The 25,706-nt window shown below is 36.6% G+C and carries 23 protein-coding genes; 11 read left to right on the top strand and 12 right to left on the bottom strand.

Annotated features, from left to right (window positions below; genetic code table 11):
* Positions 1–21 precede the first annotated feature (21 nt).
* Both lat and amaB read right to left on the bottom strand, forming a co-directional pair.
* Complete coding sequence (gene lat / locus H560_RS0107170) at positions 22–1,350, bottom strand: L-lysine 6-transaminase (RefSeq protein WP_027379407.1); 1,329 nt, start codon at positions 1,348–1,350, stop codon at positions 22–24.
* 99 nt (positions 1,351–1,449) lie between these two features.
* A complete protein-coding gene (gene amaB, locus H560_RS0107175; protein WP_027379408.1) occupies positions 1,450–3,000 on the bottom strand; it encodes an L-piperidine-6-carboxylate dehydrogenase in 1,551 nt (516 codons plus the stop codon).
* Between the two features lie 135 nt (positions 3,001–3,135).
* Here amaB and H560_RS0107180 point away from each other — a divergent pair, with 135 nt between their 5' ends.
* The gene (locus tag H560_RS0107180) at positions 3,136–3,333 is read left to right on the top strand and encodes a hypothetical protein (RefSeq protein ID WP_027379409.1); all 198 of its coding nucleotides are present in this window, start codon (positions 3,136–3,138) and stop codon (positions 3,331–3,333) included.
* A gap of 110 nt (positions 3,334–3,443) precedes the next feature.
* On the opposite strand, the gene H560_RS21270 is transcribed toward H560_RS0107180, so the two are convergent.
* The 5 genes from H560_RS21270 to H560_RS0107205 form a co-directional block, all read right to left on the bottom strand.
* Positions 3,444–3,632 (bottom strand): hypothetical protein, encoded by a 189-nt coding sequence (locus H560_RS21270; RefSeq protein ID WP_034752365.1) that lies wholly within the window; start codon positions 3,630–3,632, stop codon positions 3,444–3,446.
* Positions 3,633–3,825: 193 nt separating this feature from the next.
* Positions 3,826–4,692 (bottom strand): SPFH domain-containing protein, encoded by an 867-nt coding sequence (locus H560_RS0107190; protein WP_027379410.1) that lies wholly within the window; start codon positions 4,690–4,692, stop codon positions 3,826–3,828.
* Between the two features lie 205 nt (positions 4,693–4,897).
* The gene (ccsA, locus tag H560_RS0107195; protein ID WP_027379411.1) at positions 4,898–8,164 is read right to left on the bottom strand and encodes a cytochrome c biogenesis protein CcsA; all 3,267 of its coding nucleotides are present in this window, start codon (positions 8,162–8,164) and stop codon (positions 4,898–4,900) included.
* Positions 8,165–8,349: 185 nt separating this feature from the next.
* A complete protein-coding gene (locus H560_RS0107200) occupies positions 8,350–8,937 on the bottom strand; it encodes a Crp/Fnr family transcriptional regulator (protein ID WP_316929357.1) in 588 nt (195 codons plus the stop codon).
* Positions 8,938–9,009: 72 nt separating this feature from the next.
* Positions 9,010–9,570 (bottom strand): cysteine hydrolase family protein, encoded by a 561-nt coding sequence (locus tag H560_RS0107205; protein WP_027379413.1) that lies wholly within the window; start codon positions 9,568–9,570, stop codon positions 9,010–9,012.
* A 391-nt stretch (positions 9,571–9,961) separates the two neighbouring features.
* On the opposite strand from H560_RS0107205, the gene H560_RS0107210 reads away from it, so the two are divergent.
* From H560_RS0107210 to H560_RS0107230, 4 genes are all read left to right on the top strand, one after another.
* A complete protein-coding gene (locus tag H560_RS0107210) occupies positions 9,962–12,514 on the top strand; it encodes an FtsK/SpoIIIE family DNA translocase (protein ID WP_027379414.1) in 2,553 nt (850 codons plus the stop codon).
* Between the two features lie 72 nt (positions 12,515–12,586).
* Positions 12,587–13,234, top strand: coding sequence for a LolA family protein (locus tag H560_RS0107215; RefSeq protein ID WP_027379415.1), 648 nt, complete (start codon positions 12,587–12,589; stop codon positions 13,232–13,234).
* Between the two features lie 135 nt (positions 13,235–13,369).
* Positions 13,370–14,830, top strand: coding sequence for an LptF/LptG family permease (locus H560_RS0107220; protein ID WP_027379416.1), 1,461 nt, complete (start codon positions 13,370–13,372; stop codon positions 14,828–14,830).
* 157 nt (positions 14,831–14,987) lie between these two features.
* Positions 14,988–15,626 (top strand): hypothetical protein, encoded by a 639-nt coding sequence (locus tag H560_RS0107230; protein ID WP_027379417.1) that lies wholly within the window; start codon positions 14,988–14,990, stop codon positions 15,624–15,626.
* A gap of 53 nt (positions 15,627–15,679) precedes the next feature.
* On the opposite strand, the gene frr is transcribed toward H560_RS0107230, so the two are convergent.
* Together frr and pyrH are read right to left on the bottom strand one after the other, a co-directional pair.
* Positions 15,680–16,234, bottom strand: a complete 555-nt coding sequence (gene frr, locus H560_RS0107235; protein WP_027379418.1) for a ribosome recycling factor — start codon at positions 16,232–16,234, stop codon at positions 15,680–15,682.
* Between the two features lie 137 nt (positions 16,235–16,371).
* Positions 16,372–17,079, bottom strand: coding sequence for a UMP kinase (gene pyrH, locus H560_RS0107240; RefSeq protein WP_027379419.1), 708 nt, complete (start codon positions 17,077–17,079; stop codon positions 16,372–16,374).
* Between the two features lie 361 nt (positions 17,080–17,440).
* Between pyrH and porQ the strand changes: the two genes are divergently transcribed.
* The 5 genes from porQ to H560_RS0107265 all read left to right on the top strand — a co-directional run bounded on the left by porQ (position 17,441) and on the right by H560_RS0107265 (position 20,576).
* Positions 17,441–18,433, top strand: coding sequence for a type IX secretion system protein PorQ (porQ, locus tag H560_RS0107245; RefSeq protein ID WP_027379420.1), 993 nt, complete (start codon positions 17,441–17,443; stop codon positions 18,431–18,433).
* Positions 18,434–18,568: 135 nt separating this feature from the next.
* On the top strand, positions 18,569–19,243 hold the full coding sequence (cmk, locus tag H560_RS0107250) for a (d)CMP kinase (RefSeq protein ID WP_027379421.1): 675 nt from the start codon (positions 18,569–18,571) through the stop codon (positions 19,241–19,243).
* Between the two features lie 95 nt (positions 19,244–19,338).
* Positions 19,339–19,686 (top strand): YtxH domain-containing protein, encoded by a 348-nt coding sequence (locus H560_RS0107255; RefSeq protein WP_027379422.1) that lies wholly within the window; start codon positions 19,339–19,341, stop codon positions 19,684–19,686.
* 79 nt (positions 19,687–19,765) lie between these two features.
* Positions 19,766–20,074 carry a phage holin family protein gene (locus tag H560_RS0107260; protein ID WP_027379423.1) on the top strand — a complete coding sequence of 103 codons (309 nt, stop codon included), beginning with the start codon at positions 19,766–19,768 and terminating at the stop codon, positions 20,072–20,074.
* 4 nt (positions 20,075–20,078) lie between these two features.
* Entirely contained in the window at positions 20,079–20,576 is a 498-nt protein-coding gene (locus tag H560_RS0107265; RefSeq protein ID WP_027379424.1) for a hypothetical protein, read from the top strand.
* A gap of 80 nt (positions 20,577–20,656) precedes the next feature.
* Here the strand turns inward: H560_RS0107265 and H560_RS0107270 are convergent, their stop codons facing one another.
* Positions 20,657–21,382: a TrmH family RNA methyltransferase gene (locus H560_RS0107270; RefSeq protein ID WP_027379425.1), complete on the bottom strand. Its 726-nt coding sequence runs from the start codon at positions 21,380–21,382 to the stop codon at positions 20,657–20,659.
* On the opposite strand from H560_RS0107270, the gene tamL reads away from it, so the two are divergent.
* Positions 21,368–23,959: a translocation and assembly module lipoprotein TamL gene (tamL, locus tag H560_RS0107275; protein WP_027379426.1), complete on the top strand. Its 2,592-nt coding sequence runs from the start codon at positions 21,368–21,370 to the stop codon at positions 23,957–23,959. The two genes, H560_RS0107270 and tamL, sit on opposite strands and share 15 nt — an antisense overlap.
* Here the strand turns inward: tamL and H560_RS0107280 are convergent.
* Both H560_RS0107280 and H560_RS0107285 read right to left on the bottom strand, forming a co-directional pair.
* Positions 23,956–24,573: a SanA/YdcF family protein gene (locus tag H560_RS0107280; RefSeq protein WP_027379427.1), complete on the bottom strand. Its 618-nt coding sequence runs from the start codon at positions 24,571–24,573 to the stop codon at positions 23,956–23,958. The two genes, tamL and H560_RS0107280, sit on opposite strands and share 4 nt — an antisense overlap.
* A complete protein-coding gene (locus tag H560_RS0107285; protein WP_027379428.1) occupies positions 24,570–25,694 on the bottom strand; it encodes a ferredoxin--NADP reductase in 1,125 nt (374 codons plus the stop codon). The genes H560_RS0107280 and H560_RS0107285 overlap by 4 nt, the downstream gene beginning before the upstream one ends.
* Positions 25,695–25,706: the final 12 nt, after the last annotated feature.

The following is a 25,706-nucleotide window of genomic DNA, read 5'->3' on the forward strand; positions in this document are numbered from 1 at the left end:
GAAAATTACAAATTTTGAGTTTTAAATTTTATTAATATTTTTTTCGATTTTGTCTAAAGCAAGTTGTATATCTTCCTGACTAACATTGAGATGCGGTCTGAAACGAAGCGACTGATCGCCACAAGCCAAAATAATCATCCCGTCATTCCAAAGCTCGTCTCTAAGCTGATTTCTTTGTTCGTGGGTCGGCAGGTCGATGGCACACATTAATCCTCTTCCTCTGGCATTTGATAATTTTTCAGGATATTTTTGCTCTAATTTTTTTAAGCCTTCCAATAAATAATCGCCCACCACTCTTGCGTTCTCTACAAGATTTTCCTTTTCGATAACTTCCATTACCAATTGGAAACGAAGCATGTCAATAAAGTTTCCTCCAAAGGTAGAATTGATCCTTGAGCTTTCTCTGAATACATTATTCGGAACTTCATCGAACTTTTCCTTATTCGCTAAAACTCCGCAAACCTGTGTTTTTTTACCGAAAGAGATGATGTCCGGCTTTGCTGTAAAATGCTGGAAAGCCCACATCTTACCCGTAATTCCGATTCCGGTCTGAACTTCGTCAAAAATTAAAAGAATCTCATTCTCATCGCAGATTTTTCTTAATCCCAATAAAAATTCATCTCTGAAATGATTGTCACCGCCTTCTGCCTGAATGGGTTCAATGATGATGCAGGCAACTTTATCAGGGTGCATCAGGATTGATTCTTCGATTTGAATTAAAGCTAATCTCTCATTTTTAATGGTTTCTTCCAGGTTTTCTTCCGTAATAGGGAATGTAAGTTTCGGATTTAAAATCCTTGGCCAGTCGAACATCGGGAAATACTGGTATTTTCTGGGATCAGAAGTATTGGTAAGACTTAATGTATAACCGCTTCTCCCGTGAAATGCCTGTCTGAAATGAATGCAGATTCCGGCTTCTGTGTCAAGTCCTTTATCAAAATTTTTACGTGTTTTCCAGTCGAAACATGCTTTCATAGCATTTTCCACGCCCAGCGTTCCGCCTTCAATAAAGAAAGCATACTGCAATTCTTCAGGAATTACTACTCTTTCAAAAACTTCCAGGAAGTGAGCATATTCCTCAGAATAAACGTCTGCCAGTGTTGGTTTGTTAACCGCCATTTTCCCCAGCCAGGCCGATTTTTCAACTAAATAAGGGTGATTATACCCGATAGACGCCGATGCGAACATCGAAAACATATCTAAATATTCTCTGTTGGTAAGTTTGTCATAAAGCCATGATCCGTGGGATTTTTCAAGATCCATTACAAAATCAAAACCATCTGCCAGAACGTGTTTGCCTACAGTTTCTTTTACTTTATTTGCTTGTATATCAATTGTTGTTTGTTCCATATTGTAAAATTTAGGGATTCATAATTCAGGAATTTAGAAATTAGCAATTGGTAATTTTTTAATATCTAAATCTTTGAATCTTTTAATTTAATTAAAATTTTATAAATCAAACTTAATTCCCTGTGCTAAAGGAAGATCTGCAGTGTAATTTATAGTATTGGTTTGACGTCTCATGTAGTATTTCCAAACATCGGAACCGGATTCTCTTCCACCTCCCGTTTCTTTTTCGCCACCGAAAGCACCACCGATTTCTGCACCGGATGTTCCGATATTTACATTGGCAATTCCACAGTCTGATCCTGCATGAGAAAGGAATAATTCTGCTTCTCTAAGGTTTTGGGTCATGATGGCAGAGGACAATCCTTGAGGAACATCATTCTGAATTGCGATAGCTTCCTCTAAATTTGAGTATTTAATTAAATATAATATCGGTGCAAAAGTCTCATGCTGAACGATTTCAAAAGAATTTTTCACTTCTGCGATGGCTGGTTTTACATAGCATCCGGATTCGTAGCCTTTTCCTTTTAAAACTTCACCTTCCACGATGAATTTTCCGCCTTCCTTCTTACATTTTTTAATGGCTTCCTGATATTGGTTTACGGCATCCGTATCGATAAGCGGTCCTACGTGATTGGTTTCGTCCAGAGGATTTCCGATTTTTAATTGTCCGTATGCTTTTACCAGCCTGTTTTTTACTTCATCATACACACTTTCGTGGATGATTAATCTTCTGGTTGACGTACATCTTTGCCCTGCAGTTCCCACGGCTCCGAAAACGGCTCCGATGATCGACATATTAATGTCCGCATCCTGAGTAATGATAATAGCATTATTTCCGCCTAATTCAAGGATAGATTTCCCGAATCTTTCTGCCACTCTGGAAGAAACCATTCTCCCGACTCTTGTAGAGCCCGTGAAAGAAACTAAAGAAACTCTTTTATCATCTACCAGTCTCTGCCCGATCTCATGATCTGCTACCAATACGCTAGAAATTCCTTCAGGAAGATTATTTTCCTTTAAAACTTCATTCATAATATTCTGGCAGGCAATGGCGCAAAGCGGTGTTTTTTCTGACGGCTTCCAGATGGTAACGTTACCGCAGATCCATGCTAAAGCAGTGTTCCATGACCAAACTGCTACCGGAAAATTGAACGCTGTAATGATTCCCACGATTCCCAGCGGATGGTATTGCTCGTACATTCTGTGACCCGGTCTTTCCGAATGCATCGTATAGCCGTGAAGCTGTCTGGAAACTCCAACTGCAAAATCACAGATATCGATCATCTCTTGAACCTCTCCTAAGCCTTCCTGTAAAGATTTCCCCATTTCATAAGAAACAAGCTTACCCAAATCATCTTTATATTGTCTTAATTTCTGGCCCAATTGTCTTACTATTTCCCCTCTTTTCGGAGCCGGAATGAGTCTGAACTCTTTAAAAGCCTTTTCAGCGGTTTCTATTACCTTATCATAATCTGATACTCCGGAAGTCTTTACTTTAGCAATTATATTGCCGTCCACAGGTGAATAACTTTCTATGTTTTTTCCTGATGCAAAGTATTTTCCGCCTACTGAAGTTCCTTTATTTTCATCTTTAATTCCTAGATTTTTGAGTGTTTTCTCGATTCCAAAATCCTTTACTTTTTTAGACATAAAAATTTTACTTTTCGTTTTCCCTAAAGTTAAAAATATTAGCCGAACTGCAAAATTTTAATTTTAACATCTTTTTTATTTGGACTAATTATAAACATGCTTATCTTTGTAGTGTTAATCATTTGAATTTCAGAAATGGAAAATAATAAGACGATAAACGAACCTGTTGAGGAAAAGAAAAATTCCAAATGGAAAAGCCTGGTTAAGAAATTCGGTATCGGTGGAATTATATTCTTTACGGTAAAGGGAATTATTACTTCTACTCTTATTTACTTTCTCGGAAAGAACTTCTGGACGGTGATCAGCAACTATTTTACAGGAATTTTTGATTAAATTAATTGATATATAAAGTTAAAAGCAGAGAATTTTCTCTGCTTTTTTGTTTTATAAGGCTTCGGGAGCCCACCCTGACTCTAATACTAATGTAATTATTTGTGTGGCAGCTATTCCTTTTTTTTCCTTCCGGAATTAACTAAACTCTGATGAAGCAAATACTCAATTTGTCCATTTACACTTCGGAATTCATCATTTGCCCATTTTTCCAGAAGCTTGTAGGTAGACTCATCAATCCTTATGACGAAGGATTTTTTGCCTTTGCTTTCGGATGGATTTTGAGCTTTTTCTGATTTCATTTTTTCTAATTTTTTCTTGATGCCTTTGTTTTTAACGCAAAGAGCGCAAAGATTTTCTTTTAATTATTGTGAATGTTTTTCATTCGAAGGCGTTTCACTCAGCAAATAAATACCAAAACCTTCAACCCTATCAAATTAGCATTGTTGGTAAAGGCAAGTTTTTTAAATTAAAAATTAACTATTAATTCTCTTTTTAATTATAAAGCGTTCCGGCATTTAGAATCGGCTGTGCTGCTTTTTCACCGCAAAGAACAACCATTAAATTGCTTACCATTGCTGCCTTTCTTTCATCATCTAATTCAACAATATTCTCTTCTGAAAGTTTTTTTAATGCTAAATCCACCATTCCCACGGCTCCTTCCACAATCTTTGTTCTTGCAGCAACAATGGCCGTCGCCTGCTGTCTTTGAAGCATAGCACCAGCAATTTCCGAGGCATAAGCTAAGTGTGAGATTCTTGCCTCCTGAATCGTGATTCCTGCTTTTGAAAGTCGTTCCGTGAGTTCCTGCTCCAAAATAGCGTTGATTTTTTCGCCTCCTTCTCTTAATGTAATCGGTGCGTGATCATCTTCCAGATTATCGTATGGAAAGCTCATCGCCAAATGTCTTACCGCAGCCTCGCTCTGCATTTTCACAAAGTCTGAATAACGCTCAACATCAAAAGCCGCCTTATAAGTATTCCCTACTTTCCAGACAATGACAACCGCAATCTCAATCGGGTTTCCCATTTTGTCATTTACCTTTAAGGTCTGCCCCTGAAGGTTTTCGGAACGCAAGCTGATTTTTTGAGATGAATACAAAGGATTGATGAAGAATAATCCATTATCTTTCACCGTTCCAACATACTTTCCGAAGAAGTTTAAAACTCTTGAGTGGTTAGGCTGGATAATCATTAAGCCTTTTAAGAAAAAACACGAGATAATAAAAGACAATAATGATAAAACAACTAATGTAACGCTTTGCTCAACTCCCTGAATAAAAAGATAAATTGAAGCTATAAACAGTCCCAGACAGATAATTAAGGTTAGGTAACCAGACATTGGTTTTAAGATTTTTTCCATGATATGATTTTTAATTTGATATTATTTTGATATCATAAAGATATATATAATTTTTGAATTATGAGTTAGGGTTTTGAGTTTTTGTGTTGTTTTTAATTATGAAATGCTTCGACTCCGCTCAGCATCTTTATCTAAGGCAAATATCAAGCACAAAAAATCCCTGAAAAAAATAATTTCAGGGATTTTATTTATGTTTAAACTAAATTTATTTCTTGTTTAAAGCTTTAAATTTAAAATAAGACACTGCGGATAAAGCGACCATCGTTCCAAGTCCGATGTAGACCCAGGCTGGAACAGGTACAGGATCTCCAGCTGCATACGAGTGAAGCCCGCTCAGGTAATAGTTTACTCCGAAATACGTCATCACCATTGAACAAAATGCGAACATTGTCGCTACGTGAAAAGCCCATTTGCTTCGTAATCCCGGAACCAGCCTCATGTGTAAAACAAATGCGTAAACCATGATGGAAATGAACGCCCAAGTTTCTTTCGGGTCCCAGCTCCAGTATCTTCCCCAGGATTCATTGGCCCAGATTCCTCCTAAAAAGTTTCCAACCGTTAATGCAAATAAGCCAATGGTTAAAGACATTTCAGAAACAATTGCTAATTCTTTCAACGTTGTATCATGATGAATTTTGTATGTTCCTTTGCTTGAAATAATAAAGAAGACAAGACAGATCACCGCAATAATCATAGAAAGGGCAAAGAAGCCATAACTTGAAGTGATAATCGCTACGTGAACAATCAGCCAGTAGGATTTCAATACCGGAACAAGCGGTGTAATCTGCGGATCAAGAGCTGAACCTCCGTGGGCAAACCCCATCATAATAACGGCCACCATAAATCCGGCTGCCGGAATCAATGCATTGGAATTTCTGTAAAGAATCAGACCTGCCGTAATTCCCACCCAAGAAATGAAGATAATTGCTTCATAACCGTTACTCCAAGGCGCATGTCCTGAAATATACCATCTCGCCACCAAGCCTAAGAAATGTAATAAATATCCTACAACTCCAATTCCGATAATGGCTTTGATTATTTTATTTAAAACTTTACTTGGCTTAAATAATTCAACAAAACCTAAGATTAATAACAGCCCACCAATTAAAGTATAGAATATTAATAATTTGAAATTGATGTTTACTTTATTCATGAAAACCTCAAGATCAACTTTAGATTTTGCGGGAACAACGGCTTTACCCCATTTTTGCTGATATTCTGAAAGTTTTACCAGCTCTGCATCTGCTTTGCTCCAGTTTCCGGTCTGCTGTGCCTGCAGAACTTCCGCGAAATACGGTCCCATTACTTTCTGAGATTCCATATCCGGTTCAAATTTTTGGTCAAGCCATGAATGCCATGTGTGGTTAGCATCATTTTTTACCGGAACAATTCTCATGAACTGCCCGCTGAAAAATTCATTGAAAATCTGAACTCTTTCATTTACGGCAATCACTTCTTTGTCATAATTCGTCTGCTCCGCCGGTTTTTTTCTGAATGCGATATTGTAGTCACGTTCCAGAAGATAGCTCAGGTTTCCGTTAGCATCCGCCGGGAAAAGGTTCATTAATGAAGTATATCCTTCGTCGTTTGCTTTTGTTTTATTCTTTAGTTCATCACCACCTTTTGTTCCTACTTTAATCATCGGAACCATTGTCCAGCTCGGTGTGTCTGTATTGATGGAAAGGAACCACTGATTGGCTGTAAGAGACTTTCCGTCTGTTCCTTTAAACTCGTCTTTTTTGTATAATTTTCTTAAAATATCTAAAGCTTCAGTGTTGATAGGAACAATTCTTCCTTCAAAATTCTGAACCAAAAGATATCCGAACTTATCTGCATGCTCTTTGCTGATTTTGTTTCTGGCAATAATCTCGTCCGGAGAAATCATTCTCATTTTGCTCAACGGGCCGGCCAGGGAGTTCTGTTGTGGTTTTTGCTGAGTCTGAGCGGTTTCCGGAGCTATTTCGTGCGTGTGCCCGTCACCTTCTACGTGGATATGCTCTCTGCTTCCATCGGTATTCCCGTGAGTTTCGATTTTTTGAGCATTTAATCCTAAGCTTAAAAATAATAATAGTACAACTGCACCTCTTTTCTTATTAACGTCTGTCAGCATTTTATTTAATTTCCAGAAATGAGTTCCTTTCCAGAAGAAAATCACAAACATCCCGATGAATAAAAATGCATACCCGATATAGGAGATCAATGTTCCCCAATAATCATGGTTTACGGAAAGAACAGTTCCCATTCTGTCCGGATCAAAGCTCGACTGGAAGAATCTGTATCCTTTATGATTCAAAACATGGTTCATATAAATTTTAAAAGGCGTCTGTTTTCCTTCATCAATGATTTTGATATGACTTTCATACGCACTTGGAGATGAACTTCCCGGATAGGTTTCCATCACGAAATCATCTAATTTTAATGCGAATGGTGTATTGTAAATTTTTGGCCCGAAACCTACCATGATATTCAAACCATCCATTGTTACCTGTTTGTAGGCGTTCGGGTTTCCTTTTTCTACTGACAGATCTACCAGCTGTTTTGTTTTCGGACCCTGAATTTCAACGGTCAGCATATCAGGAACAGCCTGATCTTTCTTTCTGTCCCCTTCGAAAGCCATTAATTTTCCTTTCTTAAGTCCTTCAGGAACTACAAGTTTAAGCTCGTTAATTGAATATAAGCTTCTTAAAGCTAAAGGCTGGAACTGGTCTTTCGCCGTATTTCCTGTTGCCTGTGTTGCCATCGTCATATAAGTAGCATCTACAGGCGTTTTGATAAACAATTTTCCGCCTTCATTTTTGAATTCCACAGCACCTTCAATAGCCCTGTTGAAAGTCACTAAAGTTCCGTTGATAGACTTCGTTTCGCCAGGTTTGATGTAAATATTCTGTCTTCCGGTCTGGCCTGTAGAAACCAGGTGAAGATATTCTGCGCCGTTAGGATCAGCAATTAAGCTGTCCTTTTTTCTCTGAACATATTCTTTAGCAACTACTTTTACCTGTTTTCCGTGGAAATCATAAGTTGCATTGAAATCTTTGTGCAAAGGAGACATTAAGTAAGGTACATCCTGATAATTAAGGACATCCCCTTTTTCTTCAATCTGAATTTTAAAGAAATTCTTGTCGGTTACGATTTCATTGGAGGTTTCTCCTTCTCTGATGTGCATTGTCCCCTCGAAGCTGATGTATCTGGTAATGGCTCCACCAATAAAAATCAGTATAAATGCAAGGTGAAAAACCAGCACCGGCCATTTTTCTCTCTTCCACAGCCTGTATCTTCCGATATTTCCTATGAAATTGAGAATTAGCAAAAACATGATTAATTCAAACCATTTTGCTTCATAGATTAATGCTTTTGCTGTGGGAGTTCCGTAGTCGTTTTCCAGGAACGTGGCATAAGCCATCGAAAATGCGTACACCAGCAACAACACAGCCATTGTTCTGGTTGAGATAAGAATATCCTGTATCTTCTTCATGATTTAATATACTTGACATGCAAAAATAAGGATGATAAACCACAAAGAGGACAAAAAAAGCTGTTTTTTATCACTTTAGAGGTGATAAATGTTATTTTGAAACGTTCTTAATAAGTAAATTAAAATTGAGGAAAATTTAATTTAAAAAAGTTTAAAATTTACATCACGAAAAAATATTGAACGAATTATTTTCCAAGAACGGTTTTCTTCCTGATTTTGCTTAAAAATTCATGGGAAATTCCCAGATAGGCCGCGACCTGCTGTTGGGTAAGCCTCTGCTCCAGAGTGGGATATTTTTCGAGGAATTCCAGATAGCGCTTGTCTGCAGTTTTACTTGTTAATGAAAGGATTCTCCTCTGCAAAGCAATGGATGACTGCTGGTTCATTTTCCTGAAAAGCTTTTCAACTTTCGGCGTGGTTTCATAGAGGTATTCTTTGTCTTTTTTAGAAATCATAAGAACTTCGCTGTTTTCCAACGCTTCAATGTTCAATGTGCTTGGAACGTTGTTAATTAAGCTGTCCAGATCGGTAATCCACCAGGATTGAACGGCAAAATACAATGTCTGTTCAACACCTTCTTCATTCAAAAAATAAACTTTAAAACATCCGTCTGTCACAAAACCTTCAAAATTGCAGTACTCTCCTTCTCTCAGGGCAAATTCTTTTTTGCTGAATTTTTGCTGCTGAAATGGCTCTGAAAAAGCCTTAAATTCTTCTTCAGAGAATTGAACGTGGCGGGAAATATTTTTAAGAAGTAAGTCGTACATCATCATGCTTTTAAACAAAAATAAAGATACCAATTTTATTGATATCTCTATTCATTATGCTGTAAAGAAATTTTGAAATTACTTTGCCTGAAGAAAATCCTTTGTATTTACAATTCCTGCATAAAGTCCTCCCAAAGCGGAAATTCCGGCAAGGAAAGATCTTTGTACTTCCTCAGCTTTTACCACTTTTCCGTTCAGTTCCCTGTCTCTGGTAGCCGTAGCATCCCCGATAATGATATTGCTGAAACCGAAATCAAAAGCCGCTCTTGTTGTGGATTCTACACAAACATCTGTCATCATACCTGTAATAACAAGGTTTTTGATACCTTTTGATTTTAAATGTTCCAGTAAATCAGTATCTCTGAAGCTGTTCGGAAAGTGTTTTACGATTACTTTTTCATCTCCTATCGGGCTTACAAGAGCATTGATCTCTGCTCCTTTTGTATTCGGTAAGAAAAAAGTAGCCCCTTCATTAGTTGCAATATGCTGAATGTAAACAACCGGAAGATTGTTTTTCCTGAAATATTCCAATACCTGCTGTGCTTTTTTACCGGCTTCTTCAGCCCCGGGAAGCGTCATATTTCCCCCTTTGAAGTAATCATTCTGAACATCGATGATTAATAATGCTGTATTTTCCATGTTTTTTCTTTTTTGTGCGTTAATTGTTATTAATGAAATTAAAGTAAGGCATAGAACCAGTGTACTTTTAAAAATGTGTTTCATATTGTATTAAATTTTATGGGACAAAATTACATCCATCCGGAATCCCTGCCTTTGAACTAGTTCAAAAATGAAAATGAATACATGAAATTTTGAATTGCTTTAGAAAGTACTATTGTTAAATTTCGCATAAAGAGAAAATTAGATTGTTTTTTTAATTAAAAATTGTATTATTTTAAATACTTTTAATCTTTTTTAAATCAAATCAGACCAAATAATCTCTTAACAAATCGGGGAAAATTAAAACTTCTTTTAATCAAAAAAGCATTCATTTAATGTTGAAAAATACTAAATTTGCCCCATTGATATTATGGATAAAAACACTCAAAACAAACAATCGGAATCGTCTGAAAAAGGCAAATTTTTATCTAAGCCGCGGGTATTTTTCGGGCTTACTTTTATACTTTTTTCTGTAGTGCTTACCTTCTCATTTGTCTCCTATCTTATGAACTGGAAGGCAGATCAGAGCCAGGCAGGAACCATGCTTGATAAAAGTATAAAATCTTCCAATCTTTTCGGAAAATTGGGCGACTGGCTCGGGAATATTTTCATATTCGAAAGTATCGGGGTCGCTTCATTCATTATTGCTTTTTTATTTTTGGTTTTCGGAACACTTATTCTGAAAAAGAAGATCTTCAAACCGTGGAAAACTGTTGGCCATTCTCTGTTTTTTATTTGCTGGCTCCCGATTTTATTTGGTGCTATTACAAAAGGCCAGGGAGTTCTGAGCGGAGTGTACGGCTATCAGATCATGGATTCTCTAAATGCGATCATTGGAAGCGTAGGCCTTTGGCTGGTGCTGGTGGCAAGCATTGCTTTGTATTTTATCCTGGAATTCAATCTTCGTCCAAGCTCAATAAAGTCTAAATTGAATGATATCAATGAAAATACCATCGGGAGGGTAAAATCCATGATGCCAAGTTCTGACGAAAACTTCGAAGCAGATGAAGAGCTGATTGAGGAAGTGGAAAAAACAGAAGAAAATCCGTCAAAAATTACAGTAACCGAAGTGGTTGAAAAACCAGTGGTAAAAGTTACGGAGCCAGAACATGTAAGTGTTCCGAAAGGTTTTCCGGAAGTTCCGGTTTCTACGAGTTTAGATCCTATTGTTACTCCAAACCAGACTTCTTTTGAAGAAGATGATAAAAATGATTTTTCAAGTGCAGTTAATATTAATTTAAATACAAAACCGGCAATACCTACTTCAAGTCCTGAGCAGGCTTTTGATATCACGCCTTCAAAACCGGCAGGTAACGGTGAAGAAAATATTAAGTTTAATGTAGAAGTTGCACCCGTAATTGATGTGCTGGATGATTCCGACAGAAAGTCACAGGAGCTGGTGGAAAAGCACGGATTGTATGATCATAAACTGGATCTGGCCAATTTCCAGATGCCTACTGTTGATCTTTTGAAAGATTACGGAAAGGAAGAAATTTCTATTAATAAGGAAGAATTAGAAGAAAATAAAAACAAAATTGTTGGATTACTTAAAAACTTTAACGTAGGCATCGCTGAAATTAAAGCCACCATTGGCCCTACAGTTACTTTATACGAAATAGTTCCGGAAGCAGGAATCAGGGTTGCTGCCATTAAAAAGCTGCAGGACGATATTGCTTTGAACCTTTCCGCTTTAGGAATCAGAATTATTGCGCCAATGCCCGGAAAAGGAACGATCGGAATTGAGGTTCCGAGAAAAAATCCTACGATGGTTTCCATGCGTTCCGTTATCGCTTCCCAGAAATTCCAGAATACGGATATGGATCTTCCTGTGGTTTTTGGTAAGACGATTTCCAATGAGATCTTCATGGCAGATTTGTCGAAAATGCCTCACTTACTGATGGCAGGAGCTACCGGACAGGGTAAATCAGTAGGTATCAATGCTATTCTGACTTCCCTTCTTTATAAAAAGCATCCAAGCGAATTGAAATTCGTAATGGTGGATCCTAAAAAAGTGGAGCTTTCATTATATTCAAAAATTGAAAGACATTATCTCGCAAAACTTCCCGATGCGGAAGAAGCAATCATTACGGATACCAATAAAGTAATCGACACGCTGAACTCCCTTTGTATCGAAATGGATACAAGATACGATCTGCTAAAAAATGCTTTCTGTAAAAATTTAAAGGAATACAATAAAAAATTCACCGAAAGAAAGTTAAATCCTGAAAACGGTCACCGTTATCTCCCTTACATTGTGCTGGTGGTGGATGAGTTTGCAGATTTGATTATGACAGCTGGAAAAGAAGTGGAATTGCCGATTGCAAGATTGGCGCAGCTTGCCAGAGCCGTGGGAATTCACCTGATTGTTGCAACGCAAAGACCTTCCGTAAATGTAATTACGGGTATGATTAAAGCTAATTTCCCTGCAAGAGCTGCGTTTAGAGTAATTTCAAGTGTGGATTCCAGAACAATTCTTGATTCTCCGGGAGCAGATCAATTGATCGGTAAAGGGGATATGCTTTATTTCAACGGGAATGAAATTTTAAGGCTTCAGTGCGCTTTTGTGGATACTCCTGAGGTGGAAAGACTGGCAGAATTTATCGGTGAACAAAAAGGATATGCGTCTGCTTTCCTGCTTCCTGAATATGTTTCCGAGGATACTGCAAGCACAGTAGGAGCTTTTGACCCTAATGAAAAAGATGCTTTATTTGAAGATGCTGCCAGAATTATTGTTTCTACACAGCAGGGCTCTACTTCAATGCTTCAAAGACAATTAAAATTGGGCTATAACAGGGCGGGAAGAATTATGGATCAGCTGGAAGCAAGCGGAATTGTAGGAGGCTTCAATGGGGCTAAGGCAAGAGAAGTTCTGATCAGCGACCTTCATTCTTTGGAACAATTTTTGGAAGATCTGCGTAGCTAAAGGAAAAATCAGCAGTTGATTTAACTTTTAGCAGGGATGAATGTCTAATTTAAAGAATTATTAAATAGAAAAATGAGAAATATTATTTCAAAAATTATAGTAAGCAGTCTGGTAATAGGAGCCGCGGGTTTTACAAATGCTCAGAAAATTGATGCCAAGGCAAAAAAAATATTAGACGATATTACGGCTAATTATAAGTCGAAAAAAAACTCTTATTTTAAATTCTCTTTTGGAAATGGTACAAACGGGCAGGTTGAAAAAACAGAGCCGGGCATTTATTATTCTGCAGGAGATAAATATAAGCTGAAAATCATGGAAACGGAACAGATTTTCGACGGAAATAAAATCTACAATATCAATACGGAAGATATGGAAGTAACGGTTGCAAAACCAAACGGCAGCAGCTCCATGTTCTCCCCCATCAACTATCTGTCCACTTACAGAAATGATTATAACGTAACGTACAACGGAAAGAAAAACGTGAACGGCGTAAATGCCGATTTCATTAAACTTACCCCGGTAAAATCAAACGGGATAAAATATGTTTACCTTTTTGTAGATTCGGTAAAAAAACAGATGGTGAAGCTTGAACAGCACGGCAGCAATAAAGATGTAGCCGTGATTGCTATTAAAGAATACAAGGAAAATCAGGAGCTTGATCCTAACATGTTTGTTTTCGATAAAAATAAATATAAAAACTATCTGATAACGGAACTGTAAAGCAAAACGGCAAAATTGCGAAACGGTTTGAAATTAGCTATTTTACAATTGTGCCTTTTAGCTTTAATTATAAAAATTTCATAAAATATAAGAGCTGCAAAGAAAACTTTGTGGCTTTTTGATTAATTTTGGCGCATGTTAAAAATATTAGACCGATATATTATAAAAACCTTTTTCGGACCGTTTTTCTTTATATTCAGCGTATTGTTTTTTATCTTTATCGTAAACATTATCTGGGTTCAGCTGGGTCAGTTTATGGGAAAGGGATTGAGCTACTGGCAGATCCTTAAGCTTTTATTTTATCTCGGGGTAAGCGTTATCAGTATGGTATTGCCGCTCACGATTCTCCTGGCGAGCATCATGTCATTCGGGGAATTTGGGGAAAGATATGAGCTTGCCGCCATGAAAGCTGCCGGAATTTCCCTGACAAGGGTGATGGTTCCTTTGCTGGGCGTGACGGCTATTATGTCTGTTATGCTGTATTTTTTCTCGAATAATATCATTCCGGATTTCCAGAGGAAGGCAAAAAATATGCTTTTTAACATTGCGCAGACCAAGCCGGCGCTTAACTTCACACCGGGACAGTTTATAGACCAGATACCGGGATACATGGTGAAATTTGATAAAATTTCAGGTGAAAACGGTGAAAATATTGACGGTGTTTTTATTCACAGAAAAGCCAGCACTTATGATAACCAACAGTCAATTTTAGCAGAAAAAGGCAAATTTGTACAAGCAGCCAATAAAAATTACCTGAAGCTGGTATTATACAACGGGTATGTCTATGAAGATAATTTTGCCGGAAAAGGAGAAAATGTACGGTTGAAGCAGCCTGATCAGGCGGTGAAGTTTGATTCCCTTGTCTCCCACTTTGATGTGAGCGAAATCATTAATAAAGCTATTGAGGAGGAGAGAATTACGGATGACTACTGTTTCCAGACCTTTAATGAGCTCAACACTACAATCGCTAAAACCAAAAAAGACAACGATAAGTTTTTCACCAATATCAATAATGATGTGCTGAGCCAGACTAACTCTGTAATCAGCTACATGGATACTAAGCAGAACAGGGCAAAAGCAAAACCGAAGCAGCTTCTGAAGCTTGATACCGTAAAAAAAGAGAAAAAATTAGAAATACTAAATAACGCTTACAATAGGTTAGACAATTTAAAAAGCACGCTTGAGGCCAAAAATAACGAAATAGACCCTGGTGTAAAATATTATGGAAAAGTAGTGATTTATCAGCAAAGAATTGTTACTTATTCCTTTACCTGCATCATTTTCTTCCTGATAGGAGCCAGTTTGGGATCAATTATCAGGAAAGGGGGAATGGGACTTCCGGTAATTATTGCGATAGTGATTTTCATTATTTTTTATGTAATTAATGTTAGTATAGAAAATATGGCGTGGTCTGGCAAGCTGAATCCTTATCTTGCTGCCTGGATTCCGAATATGGTTCTCTTCCCTTTCGGGGTCTGGATGACTTATAAAGCGCTTACGGATTCTCAGTTATTCGATGCAGAGAAGTATAAGGCATTATTTAAGCCTGTTACCAGATTATTTGTGAAAAATAAAGAGCATAAAAGATATCAGTAATTTGTTTTTATTTAAAGATTGAAAAATTTAAATTGAAAGAAATCATTCCTGAGAATAAGATTTAAATACATTTAAAAATAGTAAAACAGTTTCAATTTCTTGGAGCTGTTTTTTAATTAAAAAATATATTTTTGTCATATTAAATCAAAAAATCAATATGAGAATTTTACTTACATGTTTAAGTTTAGCATTATTTATTTCCTGTAAAAAGGAAAAAAATAAAAGCATTCAAAAGGATGATGCAAAAGATAGCTTAACTATTAAAAAAGAGTCTGTAGAAGTTAAAAAAGACAGCATTACATCAGTTAATGACATTAAAAAAGAGTATGCAGCAGTCAGCACGCTTTTAGAAGCAAAAAAAATAGATTCAACTGCATTTAAGTACAATTGCGATGAAAGAGAAGGTGAAGTCGTTTTCTATTATCAGGACAAAAATCTGAAAGCTGTAAAACATTTTTATGCAGAATACAGTCATTTTTCTTCATCAACTCAATATTTTGTTAAAAATGATAAGGTGTTTTTTATTTTTAAAGACGAAACAGTCTGGAATTTCGATGGCGGCACCTCTGAAAAGCCTGAAACCAAAGACAATATAAAAGAACAGCGAATCTATGTTTTAAATGATAAAGCAGTTCAATGTCTTGAGAAAAGTTATTCCATCAAGTCTGCAGGAGATAATCAGAATCCGAATACTATTGCTAATAAAGAAACAAAATGTGATATTTCCGAACTGATGAAAACCTATCAGCAGCTCATTAGAAATAAAAATAAAAAAGGCGAAATTAAGTGCCTTTAAAAAAGAAAGCGGCTTCGAAATGAAACCGCTTTTTTATTTTCAAACACTGAAAATTATACTTTCATAATTTCAGCTTCTTTTACTTTAAGATGTTCATCGCAAAGCTTCACATATTTATCGGTAAGAACCTGGATATCGGCTTCTATTCCTTTGATCACGTCTTCAGAAACACCATCAAGCTTTTTCAGTTCTTTCAAACCGTTTTGTCTTGCATTTCTTACTACTATTTTTGTGTCTTCAGTTTCAGCCTTAGCCTGTTTTGCAAGTTCTCTTCTTCTTTCCTCCGTTAAAGGCGGAACGTTAAGAATGATATTAATCCCGTTATTAGAAGGGGCAAAACCTAAATTTGAATTGATGATTGCTTTTTCAATATCATTAATAGCTTTTGAATCCCAAGGTTGAATAGAAATTGTCATTGCATCAGGAATAGAAACATTGGCTACCTGGTTGATAGGAGTTAAAGCTCCGTAATATTCCACCATTACATCCTGAACCATGTTTGTAGACGCACGTCCCGCTCTGATTCTCTGAAATGCATGATCCAGGTGCTTAACAGCTGCTTCCATATCCTCTTTTACAGACTCTACTATAAGATCTAATTCTTCCATTATATAATAAAAATTTGATAAGTTACACATTTAAATATAAGTAATATGTAATTGGTAATGAGTAATAATTTTTAAATTCTTGAATTTTTTAATCTTTAGATTAACTAATTCCTAAATCCTATTACCTAATCCCCAAACTACAAATCTACTAAAGTACCAACATTTTCCCCGTCCACTATTTTTTCCAGATTTCCGTCTTTGTTCATATCAAAAACAATGATCGGCAGTTTATTTTCGTGGCTCAAAGTAAATGCGGTCATATCCATTACCTTAAGGTTTTTAGCATAAACTTCATCGAAAGATAATGAATTATATTTTACGGCATCAGCATTTTTTTCAGGATCGCTGTCATAGATACCGTCTACCCTTGTTCCTTTTAAAATAACATCAGCACCTATTTCTATGGCTCTTAATGTAGCAGCGGTATCTGTTGTAAAATATGGATTTCCTGTTCCGGCTCCGAAAATGACTACTCTGCCCTTTTCAAGATGTCTTACCGCTCTTCTTTTGATGAAAGGTTCCGCTACTTTATCCATTTCGATGGCAGACTGCAATCTGGTTTTAATTCCTGCATCCTCCAGAGCGCCTTGCAGAGCCATACCGTTGATTACCGTAGCAAGCATACCCATATAATCTCCCTGCACTCTGTCCATCCCTTTTGCAGCACCGGCTACACCACGGAAAATATTTCCTCCTCCAATTACGATGGCAACTTCACAGCCTTTATCTACTACTTTTTTGATCTCAGCTGCGTATTCCTGTAGCCTTTCATTGTCAATACCATACTGTCTGTTCCCCATTAAGGCTTCACCACTAAGTTTTAGAAGGATTCTTTTATATTTCATTTTTATTTTAAATAACTTTTTTTCGTTAGTTCCAATTTGTCAGAATTTTGACTTTGCAAATATAATCATTAATAAGGTTGATTTTTAATTATAAATTAAATTTTTAAATCTTGTGTTTAAACCTCTTTACAAAGATTTTATAAAAGACTATTTTAATTATCGCAAGGCTAAAACAAGAAAATAAGATAATCTTTAACTTAAAATTTTCAAAAATTTTGCCTGGCTTTGCTTTTTAAACTAAACTCTTAAATCAAAATAAAACCACAATTTTCACGAATCTTGAATATTTAAATATAAATAATGTAAGAAATATTTTGAAAAGTACGAAAAAGGATTATTTTTGCATTAATAATAAACTGAATTGAAGAAAATTGTCATTTTTTCATTATTTCTCTCAGGAATTGTTTCTTACGCACAAACAGGAACAAATGTTTTTCCGTTTTTGAACCTTCCTGTGTCCGCAAGGCAGGCTGCTCTGGGTGGCGACGCAATTTCCATAAGAGATCGTGATGTTTCATTTGCCATTGCAAACCCTTCTTTGCTCAATAAAGATTCTGATAACCAACTTTCTGTAAATGCAACAGCTTACCTGGCCGACTCAAAATACGGAACCATTGCTTATGCCAAAGATTTTGATAATGGCCACATGGCAACCATCAACGCGCGGTATATGAGCTACGGAGATATTCCGAGGACGGATGACAGCGGTTTCGAAAATGGAACGTTCAAAGCTTCTGATGTTTCTATTGGAGCCGGATATGCCTATCAGTTTGAGGAAGACTGGACTATCGGTGGAGGATTAAATTTCATCACTTCAAAAATAGACAACTATACTTCTTCTGCCATCGCAGGAAACCTGGGAGTTACCTATTATAACAAAAAGAATAAGGAAACGGCTTCTGTGGTTTTAAGAAACTTCGGGTATCAGTTTAAAACATTCAACGGGACAAGAGAGAATCTTCCTTTCAGGATAGATTTGGGATATACCAGGATTTTAAAAGCAATTCCTTTAGCCATTACTATTACAGCTCACGACCTGCAGGAATTTGATATTTCTTCACAATATAATGTGAACGGCCAGGAAGTGAATGTGGGAAGAAAAATTGCCGATCACTTTTCTTTAGGAGCAGAACTGTTCCCTGAAAAAAGCTTCAACATCAGATTAGGTTACAACGTAAAAAGAGGAAATGAGCTTGCCGTGGCAGACCAGAGAAACTTCTCGGGGCTTTCTGCAGGTTTCGGGATTAAGCTTTCCAGATTCAGGATTGATTATGCTCATGTGAGATATCATAATTCTTCTAACGTCAACCAGATTGGTATTTCCGTGGATCTTACGAGCCATGCAGGATATTAAAAATTTAAAGAAATCCGCCCTCTTAAATTTATAATGATTTAATTTTAAATAGATTACCATACAAAACATTGGAAAACCTTGAGAAATGTCTTAAGGTTTTCTTGATTTTTAAGAAAAATTCTTGAAATTTGCGGTATGAAAAAACCTGTAATCGCTATCGACGGCTACTCGTCTACCGGAAAAAGTTCAATATCAAAAGTCATAGCCCGCAAGCTGGGGCTTATTCATCTGGATACAGGGGCGCTTTACAGGGGTGTAACCTGGTTCGCACTGCAGAATTGCACCAATAAAGACGGAACCATTAACCTGGATGAATTATTTTCTTCTCTCGGACAAATAGAGCTTGAATTTAAAAATGATAACGGAGAGCTGGTACTATTCCTTAACCATATTGATATTTCTAAGGCGATCCGAAGCAATGAGGTATCATCCAACGTCAGTTTTGTGGCAAAACAGAAAGAAGTAAGAGATTTTCTCCTGCAGTCTCAGCGCAGCCTGGCAGAAAAAGGCGGCATTATTATGGACGGACGTGACATAGGGACAGTAGTTCTGCCAAATGCGGACTATAAGTTTTTTCTCACCGCAAGCATTGATGAAAGAACAAAAAGACGCTATCAGGAACTCTTGACCCTTGGGATAGAAGCTGATGAAGAAACTGTTAAAGAAAACCTTATAGAACGGGATAAGATTGACAGTGAGCGGGAAATCGCTCCTCTGAAGCAGGCGGATGACGCCATCGTAATTGATAACACGAGCCTGACGAAACAGGAAACCATTGAAAGTATTTTATCTCACATTAAAAAGATTTAACACTTTTTAATAACTCATTTCACTTTTTGGTATGTTAATTGTACACCTTAAAACAAGCAAAAACTAATATTTATTAACTATTAAAAAAACAAAAAATGTCTAGAAAAGGAAACAATTCAGCAGGTATATTGGCAGGTCTTTTAGCAGGTGCTGCAGCAGGTGTTATCTTAGGAATGCTTTACGCTCCGGAAGAAGGTAAAGAAACAAGAAAGAAGATTAAAAATAAAGCTAATGATCTTAAAGATCAGGCCAAAAATAAATACGGAGAAGTTTCTGAAAAAGTAAAAGATCAGTATGGTAACATCTCTTCTACTTTTAAGGAGACAGCTAGCAACGTAGCGCATACCGTGAAAGACGGATACGATAAATATAAAGATCAGATCGTTTCTAAAACTACAGATGTAGTAAAAAATGTAGAATCAGAATTGAATGATCTAAAATAAATAGTTTATTTTTAGATAAATTTATGGGAAGGGACTTTATACATAAAAGTTCCTTTTTTTATAACTTTAAATAGAAATTATGATTGAAACTATAAAAGAATATGCGTCAAAAAGAATTGATCTCCTGAAGATTGAAGCGACGGAAAAAACGTCTCTTTCAGCGGGAATGATCACTTATTTTGTCGTACTGCTCGTTGCCTTTGGTTTTTTTATTATTCTGTTCAATTTCGGGATCGCCTTTCTTATAGGGAAAGCTTTGGGTGATTATTCCTACGGATTCTTAATTGTAGCGGCAGTTTATCTTTTAATAATGATTTTTATTATTATATTTAAAAAGAGAATTGTAAACGCTGTGGCAGATCAGGTTATTAAATTTTTAAATCATTAAAACTATGGGCAGAAAGTATGAGAGCTTAGAGGAACTCAGAAGAAAGAAAAAATTATTGAAAACAGAAATCAATGATCTGGAAAATCTTCTTACGTTCAAGAATACGAAAGAAAGTTTGAGTGCATTCACCAATGGTTTAACAGATCAGTATCTGCAGGAAAAAGTAGATGAAGACGGTGATGAAAAAGTTGTTCTCAGAAAAGACGTTATTGCAAAACAGATCACTTCCGAAATCAAGGATGCGCTGACCAGCAGAAATACAGCAATGGGAATTGCCAGCTCCGCATTCAAAGGGAATGCAGTAGATGCTTTAATTAAGCTGGCCGTTACGGCAATTGTCGGAAAGTATGTAAAAAATAATATCAAAAGTTCCAACTGGAAGAAAAAATTAATAGGAGTTGGTATGATTTATCTCGCTCCTATCGCATTAAAATTCATCCGGAAAAAACTTGAAAATTATCAGAAAAACAGAAGCGTTTCAAGCATGGAACAGCTGATTTAAGTAAGACTTAAGACGTTAGAAGTTAGAAATTAGTTTAATACACAGCATAAAACTAACTTCTAACTTCTAATATCTAATTTCTATTTTGAAAAAAGCTGTCCCAAAATAATGCCCGCCGCCATGGAAACATTCAGGCTTTCCGTGGACTGAGATTTCCCGAATCTTGGGATCATCACACTTTTCTGAAGAAGTTTTTCCGTTTCCGGACGCATTCCGTTGCCTTCATTTCCAAGAATTAAATTCATTTTCTCAGGTCTTTCAAAAGCATAGATATTCTCCCCTTCCATATCTGTTCCGATATTTGTATTTTCAGTTTTTGAAAGGTATTCGATTAAATTTGTATAAACAATATTTACCCTGGTAAAAGAACCCATTGTAGCCTGAATTACCTTAGGGTTGTAAAAGTCTACGGTATCTTCACTACAGATGATCTGCTCTATTCCGAACCAGTCGGCCAGTCGGATAATTGTCCCCAGATTCCCCGGATCCTGAATGCCATCCAGAACCAGCTGGATATTTTTATCCTCTAATTTTTCTTCATTTCCGAGATAACACACTGCCACCGAATCTTTTGGAGTTTTGAGGAAACTAATTTTTTTTAGCTCATTTTCAGAGATATGAGTCACAGGAACATCTACACGGCCTAATTTTTGCGGATCGGTAGATAATATTTCCTTAATTTTAAAGTTAGAATTAAAAAGTTCACAAATGATTTTATTACCTTCAACCAAAAACAAATTGTATTTTTGCCTGAACTTCTTTTTATCCAAAGATTGTAAAACTTTTATTGTATGAGCTGTAAGCATTATAAGAATTCTCCTCAAAAATATTACAAAATTATCTCATTTGCAACATTTGTAGGCCTCCTTTATGCTTGTAGTACCACAAAAAAAGTTCCGGACGGCGAATATTTGCTTACCCAGAACAATTTTGAATTTGAAGATAAAAAAGAGTTCTTCGACGGAGAACTGAAAGGTTACGTTCAGCAAAAGCCTAACAAAAGGCAGTTTCTTTTCATGCCATTGAGTTTGTGGCTTTATAATGCTGCCAACCCAAAATACGATACCCTTCTTAATGAATACATGACCTACCCTAATGAACTCAGAGATCAAAAGCTGAGGGATTCTCTTTTCATTAAATATAATATGAAAAACAGTGTAGGAAAAAGCTTATTCTTTGACAGGCTGTACCACAGCTGGGGATCTGCTCCGGTGATTCTGGACCAGACTAAAACAGAAAAAAGCGCAGAGTCTATTAAAAAAAGGCTTACGTATAGAGGATACTGGGATGCGGAGGTAAAATTCAAGCATGATCTTGATTCGGCGGCTAAAAAAGCTGCGGTTACTTATTTTATCACCCACAAAGATCCTACCTATATAAAAGAATATTACTACAATATTACCGATCCGAAGGTCAAGAATATTTATCAGCAAAAGATTCATGAAAGCCTTATAAGACAGGGACAGGTGCTGGACCAGACCGTTCTTGAAAAGGAAGTCACGAGAATTAACGAATTAATGAGGGAATATGGTTATTATAAATTTAATAATCTAGGGGATGAAATCTATTTCGTTGCAGATTCACTGAAAAGCAGAAAACAGGTTCCGGTGACCCTGGAAATCCACCGAGACTCCCTGGACAGACCATATAAAGTAGCAACCATCGGGAATATAGATGTTGCCATTGTGGATGAAATGTCGGACTATCCTAAGAATACAAAGAAAGACAGCCTTAGAGGGATACGTTTTCATAAAAATTCGGATCAATATAAATCGAGAGCCCTCTGGAGAGCGATTACGGTGGGACCAAAACAGGTGTATGACCAGAAAAAATTTGATCTCACCAAAAGAAACCTTCTATCAATGAATAACTTCAGCATCCTGAAAGCCAAAGATTCATTGAGACGCGGCGGAGATATTTCACCGAATGACAGTATCATTGATGTAATGTACGTCTTAAAACCGCTTCCTAAATACGAATTAAAACTGGGAACCGATATTAATTATTCTCAGCTGTTGAACCTTGGGGTTTCCCCGTCTGTGGACCTTACGACAAGAAATATTTTCGGTGGTGCAGAAAACCTTTCTACCAGCTTATCCGGAACGTTTGGCTCTATTAGAAGCACAAAGGATATCAGCAAAAGAGTTTTAGCGTATGAAATATCTGCACAGGCTTCCCTTAATTTCCCAAGATTGCTGCTGCCATTTGATTATTATAAATTATTGCCGAAACGTTACAGTCCTACTTCGTCTATTGTTTTAGGAGCTTCCGTGCAGAATAACATCGGCTTGGGGAGGGTAAACTTTAATACGGGATTAAATTATCTTGCTACCGTAAATGATAAGGTTTCCCATAGATTAACATTATTCAATACACAGCTGAGCTTAACGAAAAATAAGGATGCTTATTATGATTATTTTGTAAATGATAAAGAGGTGCTTGATGAGATTTTTAAAAGTTATTTCGCTTACAGGCCTTCTATAAAACAACAATTCGAAGCCGGCCAGCTTACAAGAGACGAAGTTTCTGAGAAGATCACAGAAGATGAAGAATATCAGGTAAACTTACCAAATGATGACCTTTATAATTCATTTATAGGAACTTTGGTAAACAAAGACAGGCAGACACAGGATGTTCTTATTTCATCCATGATTTATAATTTTGTGTATAACGAAATTGGAAAAAAAGATTACCCCAATGCTTTCTATTTCAACGGAAAAGTGGAATTAGGCGGGAATATTTTCAGTATTTTTAATCAAAAAAGAAATGAAGGGGGAATTATAACGGCACCTGAAAGAACAATATTTGGTGTTCCTTATGCACAATTTGTAAAGTTTGATTTTGATGTAAGAAAGTATTTTAAATTTAACAGAAATACGTTAGTCCTCCGTCAGTTTGTGGGTGTGGGTATTCCGTATGGAAATTCTTCTACTATGCCTGTGATACGTTCCTATTTCAATGGTGGTTCTAACGATATCAGGGCTTGGGTGGCGTTTGGTGGCTTAGGCCCGGCAGATTCACAGGTAGACGAGAGAGTTCGTACCTATATGACGGAAAATGTAAAATTAACGACCAACATAGAATTCAGAGTTCCTTTTACAGATATGTATGAAGGAGCGATTTTTACGGATATAGGCAATACATGGAGCCTGAAAAATTATAATGATGGCTTCGACGACGAGTTTAAATTCAACAAATTTTACAAACAGGTGGGTATCGGAAGCGGTTTCGGATTAAGGGTAAATGTAGCTTATATCACTTTAAGACTAGACCTTGCATATAAAATCTATGATCCGAATAAACCGATGGGCGACAGATGGAGATTGAAATATTTCCAGCCCTTCAAACCTACTCTGAATATAGCGTTCGGTTATCCGTTCTAATCCGGGGAAACTCCCAATGCAAAATAAACTACAGCGACCGTTCTGGCGAGAATCTCCCGTAACTGGTTTCTGTAATAGCTTTCGGGTTTATTTACATCTTGTGCATCAAAACCCAGCGCATTCATGTTATTATTCCGGGCAAAAAGCAAGGCCCGAAGATTGTGAAAACCTTGTGATACAATGATAATATTGTCTTTCTTATAAACATCCTTACATCGCAGAATACTTTTATATGTGTTGAAACCTTTTGGGTCTTCAATTATGATTTCTTCCGGTACGCCTTCCTGGTAAATGAGATAGGTTTTCATGGCTGCAGGCTCATCATAGCCGCGGCTTTTTTCTCCGCTTACAATAATTTTTTTTATTTTTCCGTGGTGGTAAAGCAATGCCGCCGCATCCATTCTTTTTGTGAAATAAGGGTTGGAAAGCCCGGATCTCATTTTTGGGGAAGTTCCCAGAACAAGGGCAATTTCGCGGGGTGGGATTTTCGATATTTTACGGTAGGTCCTTCCGTTGGTAAGTGCAAAAACCCAGGCATTAGCAAGGCATATCAGCAGAATTCCTATTTCTATTGATATAAAGGTAAGGTTGAATATGTTTTTTAAAATCCTCAAGTCAGATCAAAATTCAGCTTTATTTTTTTGCTTTTTGCTATAGACATACAAGCCAGAATATGTCCTTTTTCTTCTTCCTTTTCCGTTAAATACTCATTTTCCAGTAATTCCACGTCCCCTTCTTCCAAAATACATTCACAGCTGCCACAGATTCCTGATTTACAGGAATAAGGAACCGGAAATTTCATACTCAGCAACTGCTGAAGTATTTTTTCTTTATTGTCAGGAAGTTCCGTATGATATTCTTTCCCGAGCATTTTGAAATCTATTTCCACATTTTTCAGTAAAGGAAATTGTTTTTCAATAGGGTAAATATCGTCATTATATTCTTCAAAAAGCTCAAAGTGAATATTTTTCTTCGGAATGCCATGATGGTAGCATGCATTGGCTAAAGTTTTAATCATATCCCCTTTTCCACAGATTAAAACTTCGTCTACGGCATCCCAGATAGTAGATTCTTCGTCCGTATCGTCTAAATGTAGAATTTGATTAATAATTAAATTTAATTTTTTCTCGTCCAGCCTGCCATAAAAAAAACTGTTTGGAGTCTTTTCTTGTGAAAAGAAATAGAAAATCTGCAGCCTGTCGCCACAATTTCTGGCAAGATTATCCAACTGATCTCTATAAATTAAATCCTCGTATGTTTTACTTCCATAGAATAAAAATAACCTTGTTCTTGGTTCGTTATGAAGAATATTTTTAAAATGGCTTAAAATTGGGGTTATTCCGATTCCTGCCGCGAAACCTACGATGGTTCTGAATTCGCTTGGTTTGGAAACTATTGTAAACCGGCCGCCGGGCTCACTTACCAGCAATTCATCTCCTTCATTATAGTTTTTAAAAAGCTGTGAAACAGCTCCATCAGGAGAATTAATCTTTATCCCCAGTGATATTTTATTTTCATAAGGAGCCGAAGTCATTGAATAATCATTAATGACATCTACACCATGAGATTGAAATTTTATACTCACAAACTGCCCTGCCTCAAACCTGAAATTTTCTTTAAGATTCTCGGGAATATCGAATTCCAGAGAAAAAGTATTTTTGGTCAGTTCTTCCTTTTTCGTTATTTTTAACCAATGAAACTGTGTTAGTTTCCCCTTATAGATTTGTTGTTCCATACTTCAATTCAA

This window comes from Chryseobacterium daeguense DSM 19388 (assembly GCF_000430825.1).
Lineage (GTDB): Bacteria > Bacteroidota > Bacteroidia > Flavobacteriales > Weeksellaceae > Chryseobacterium > Chryseobacterium daeguense.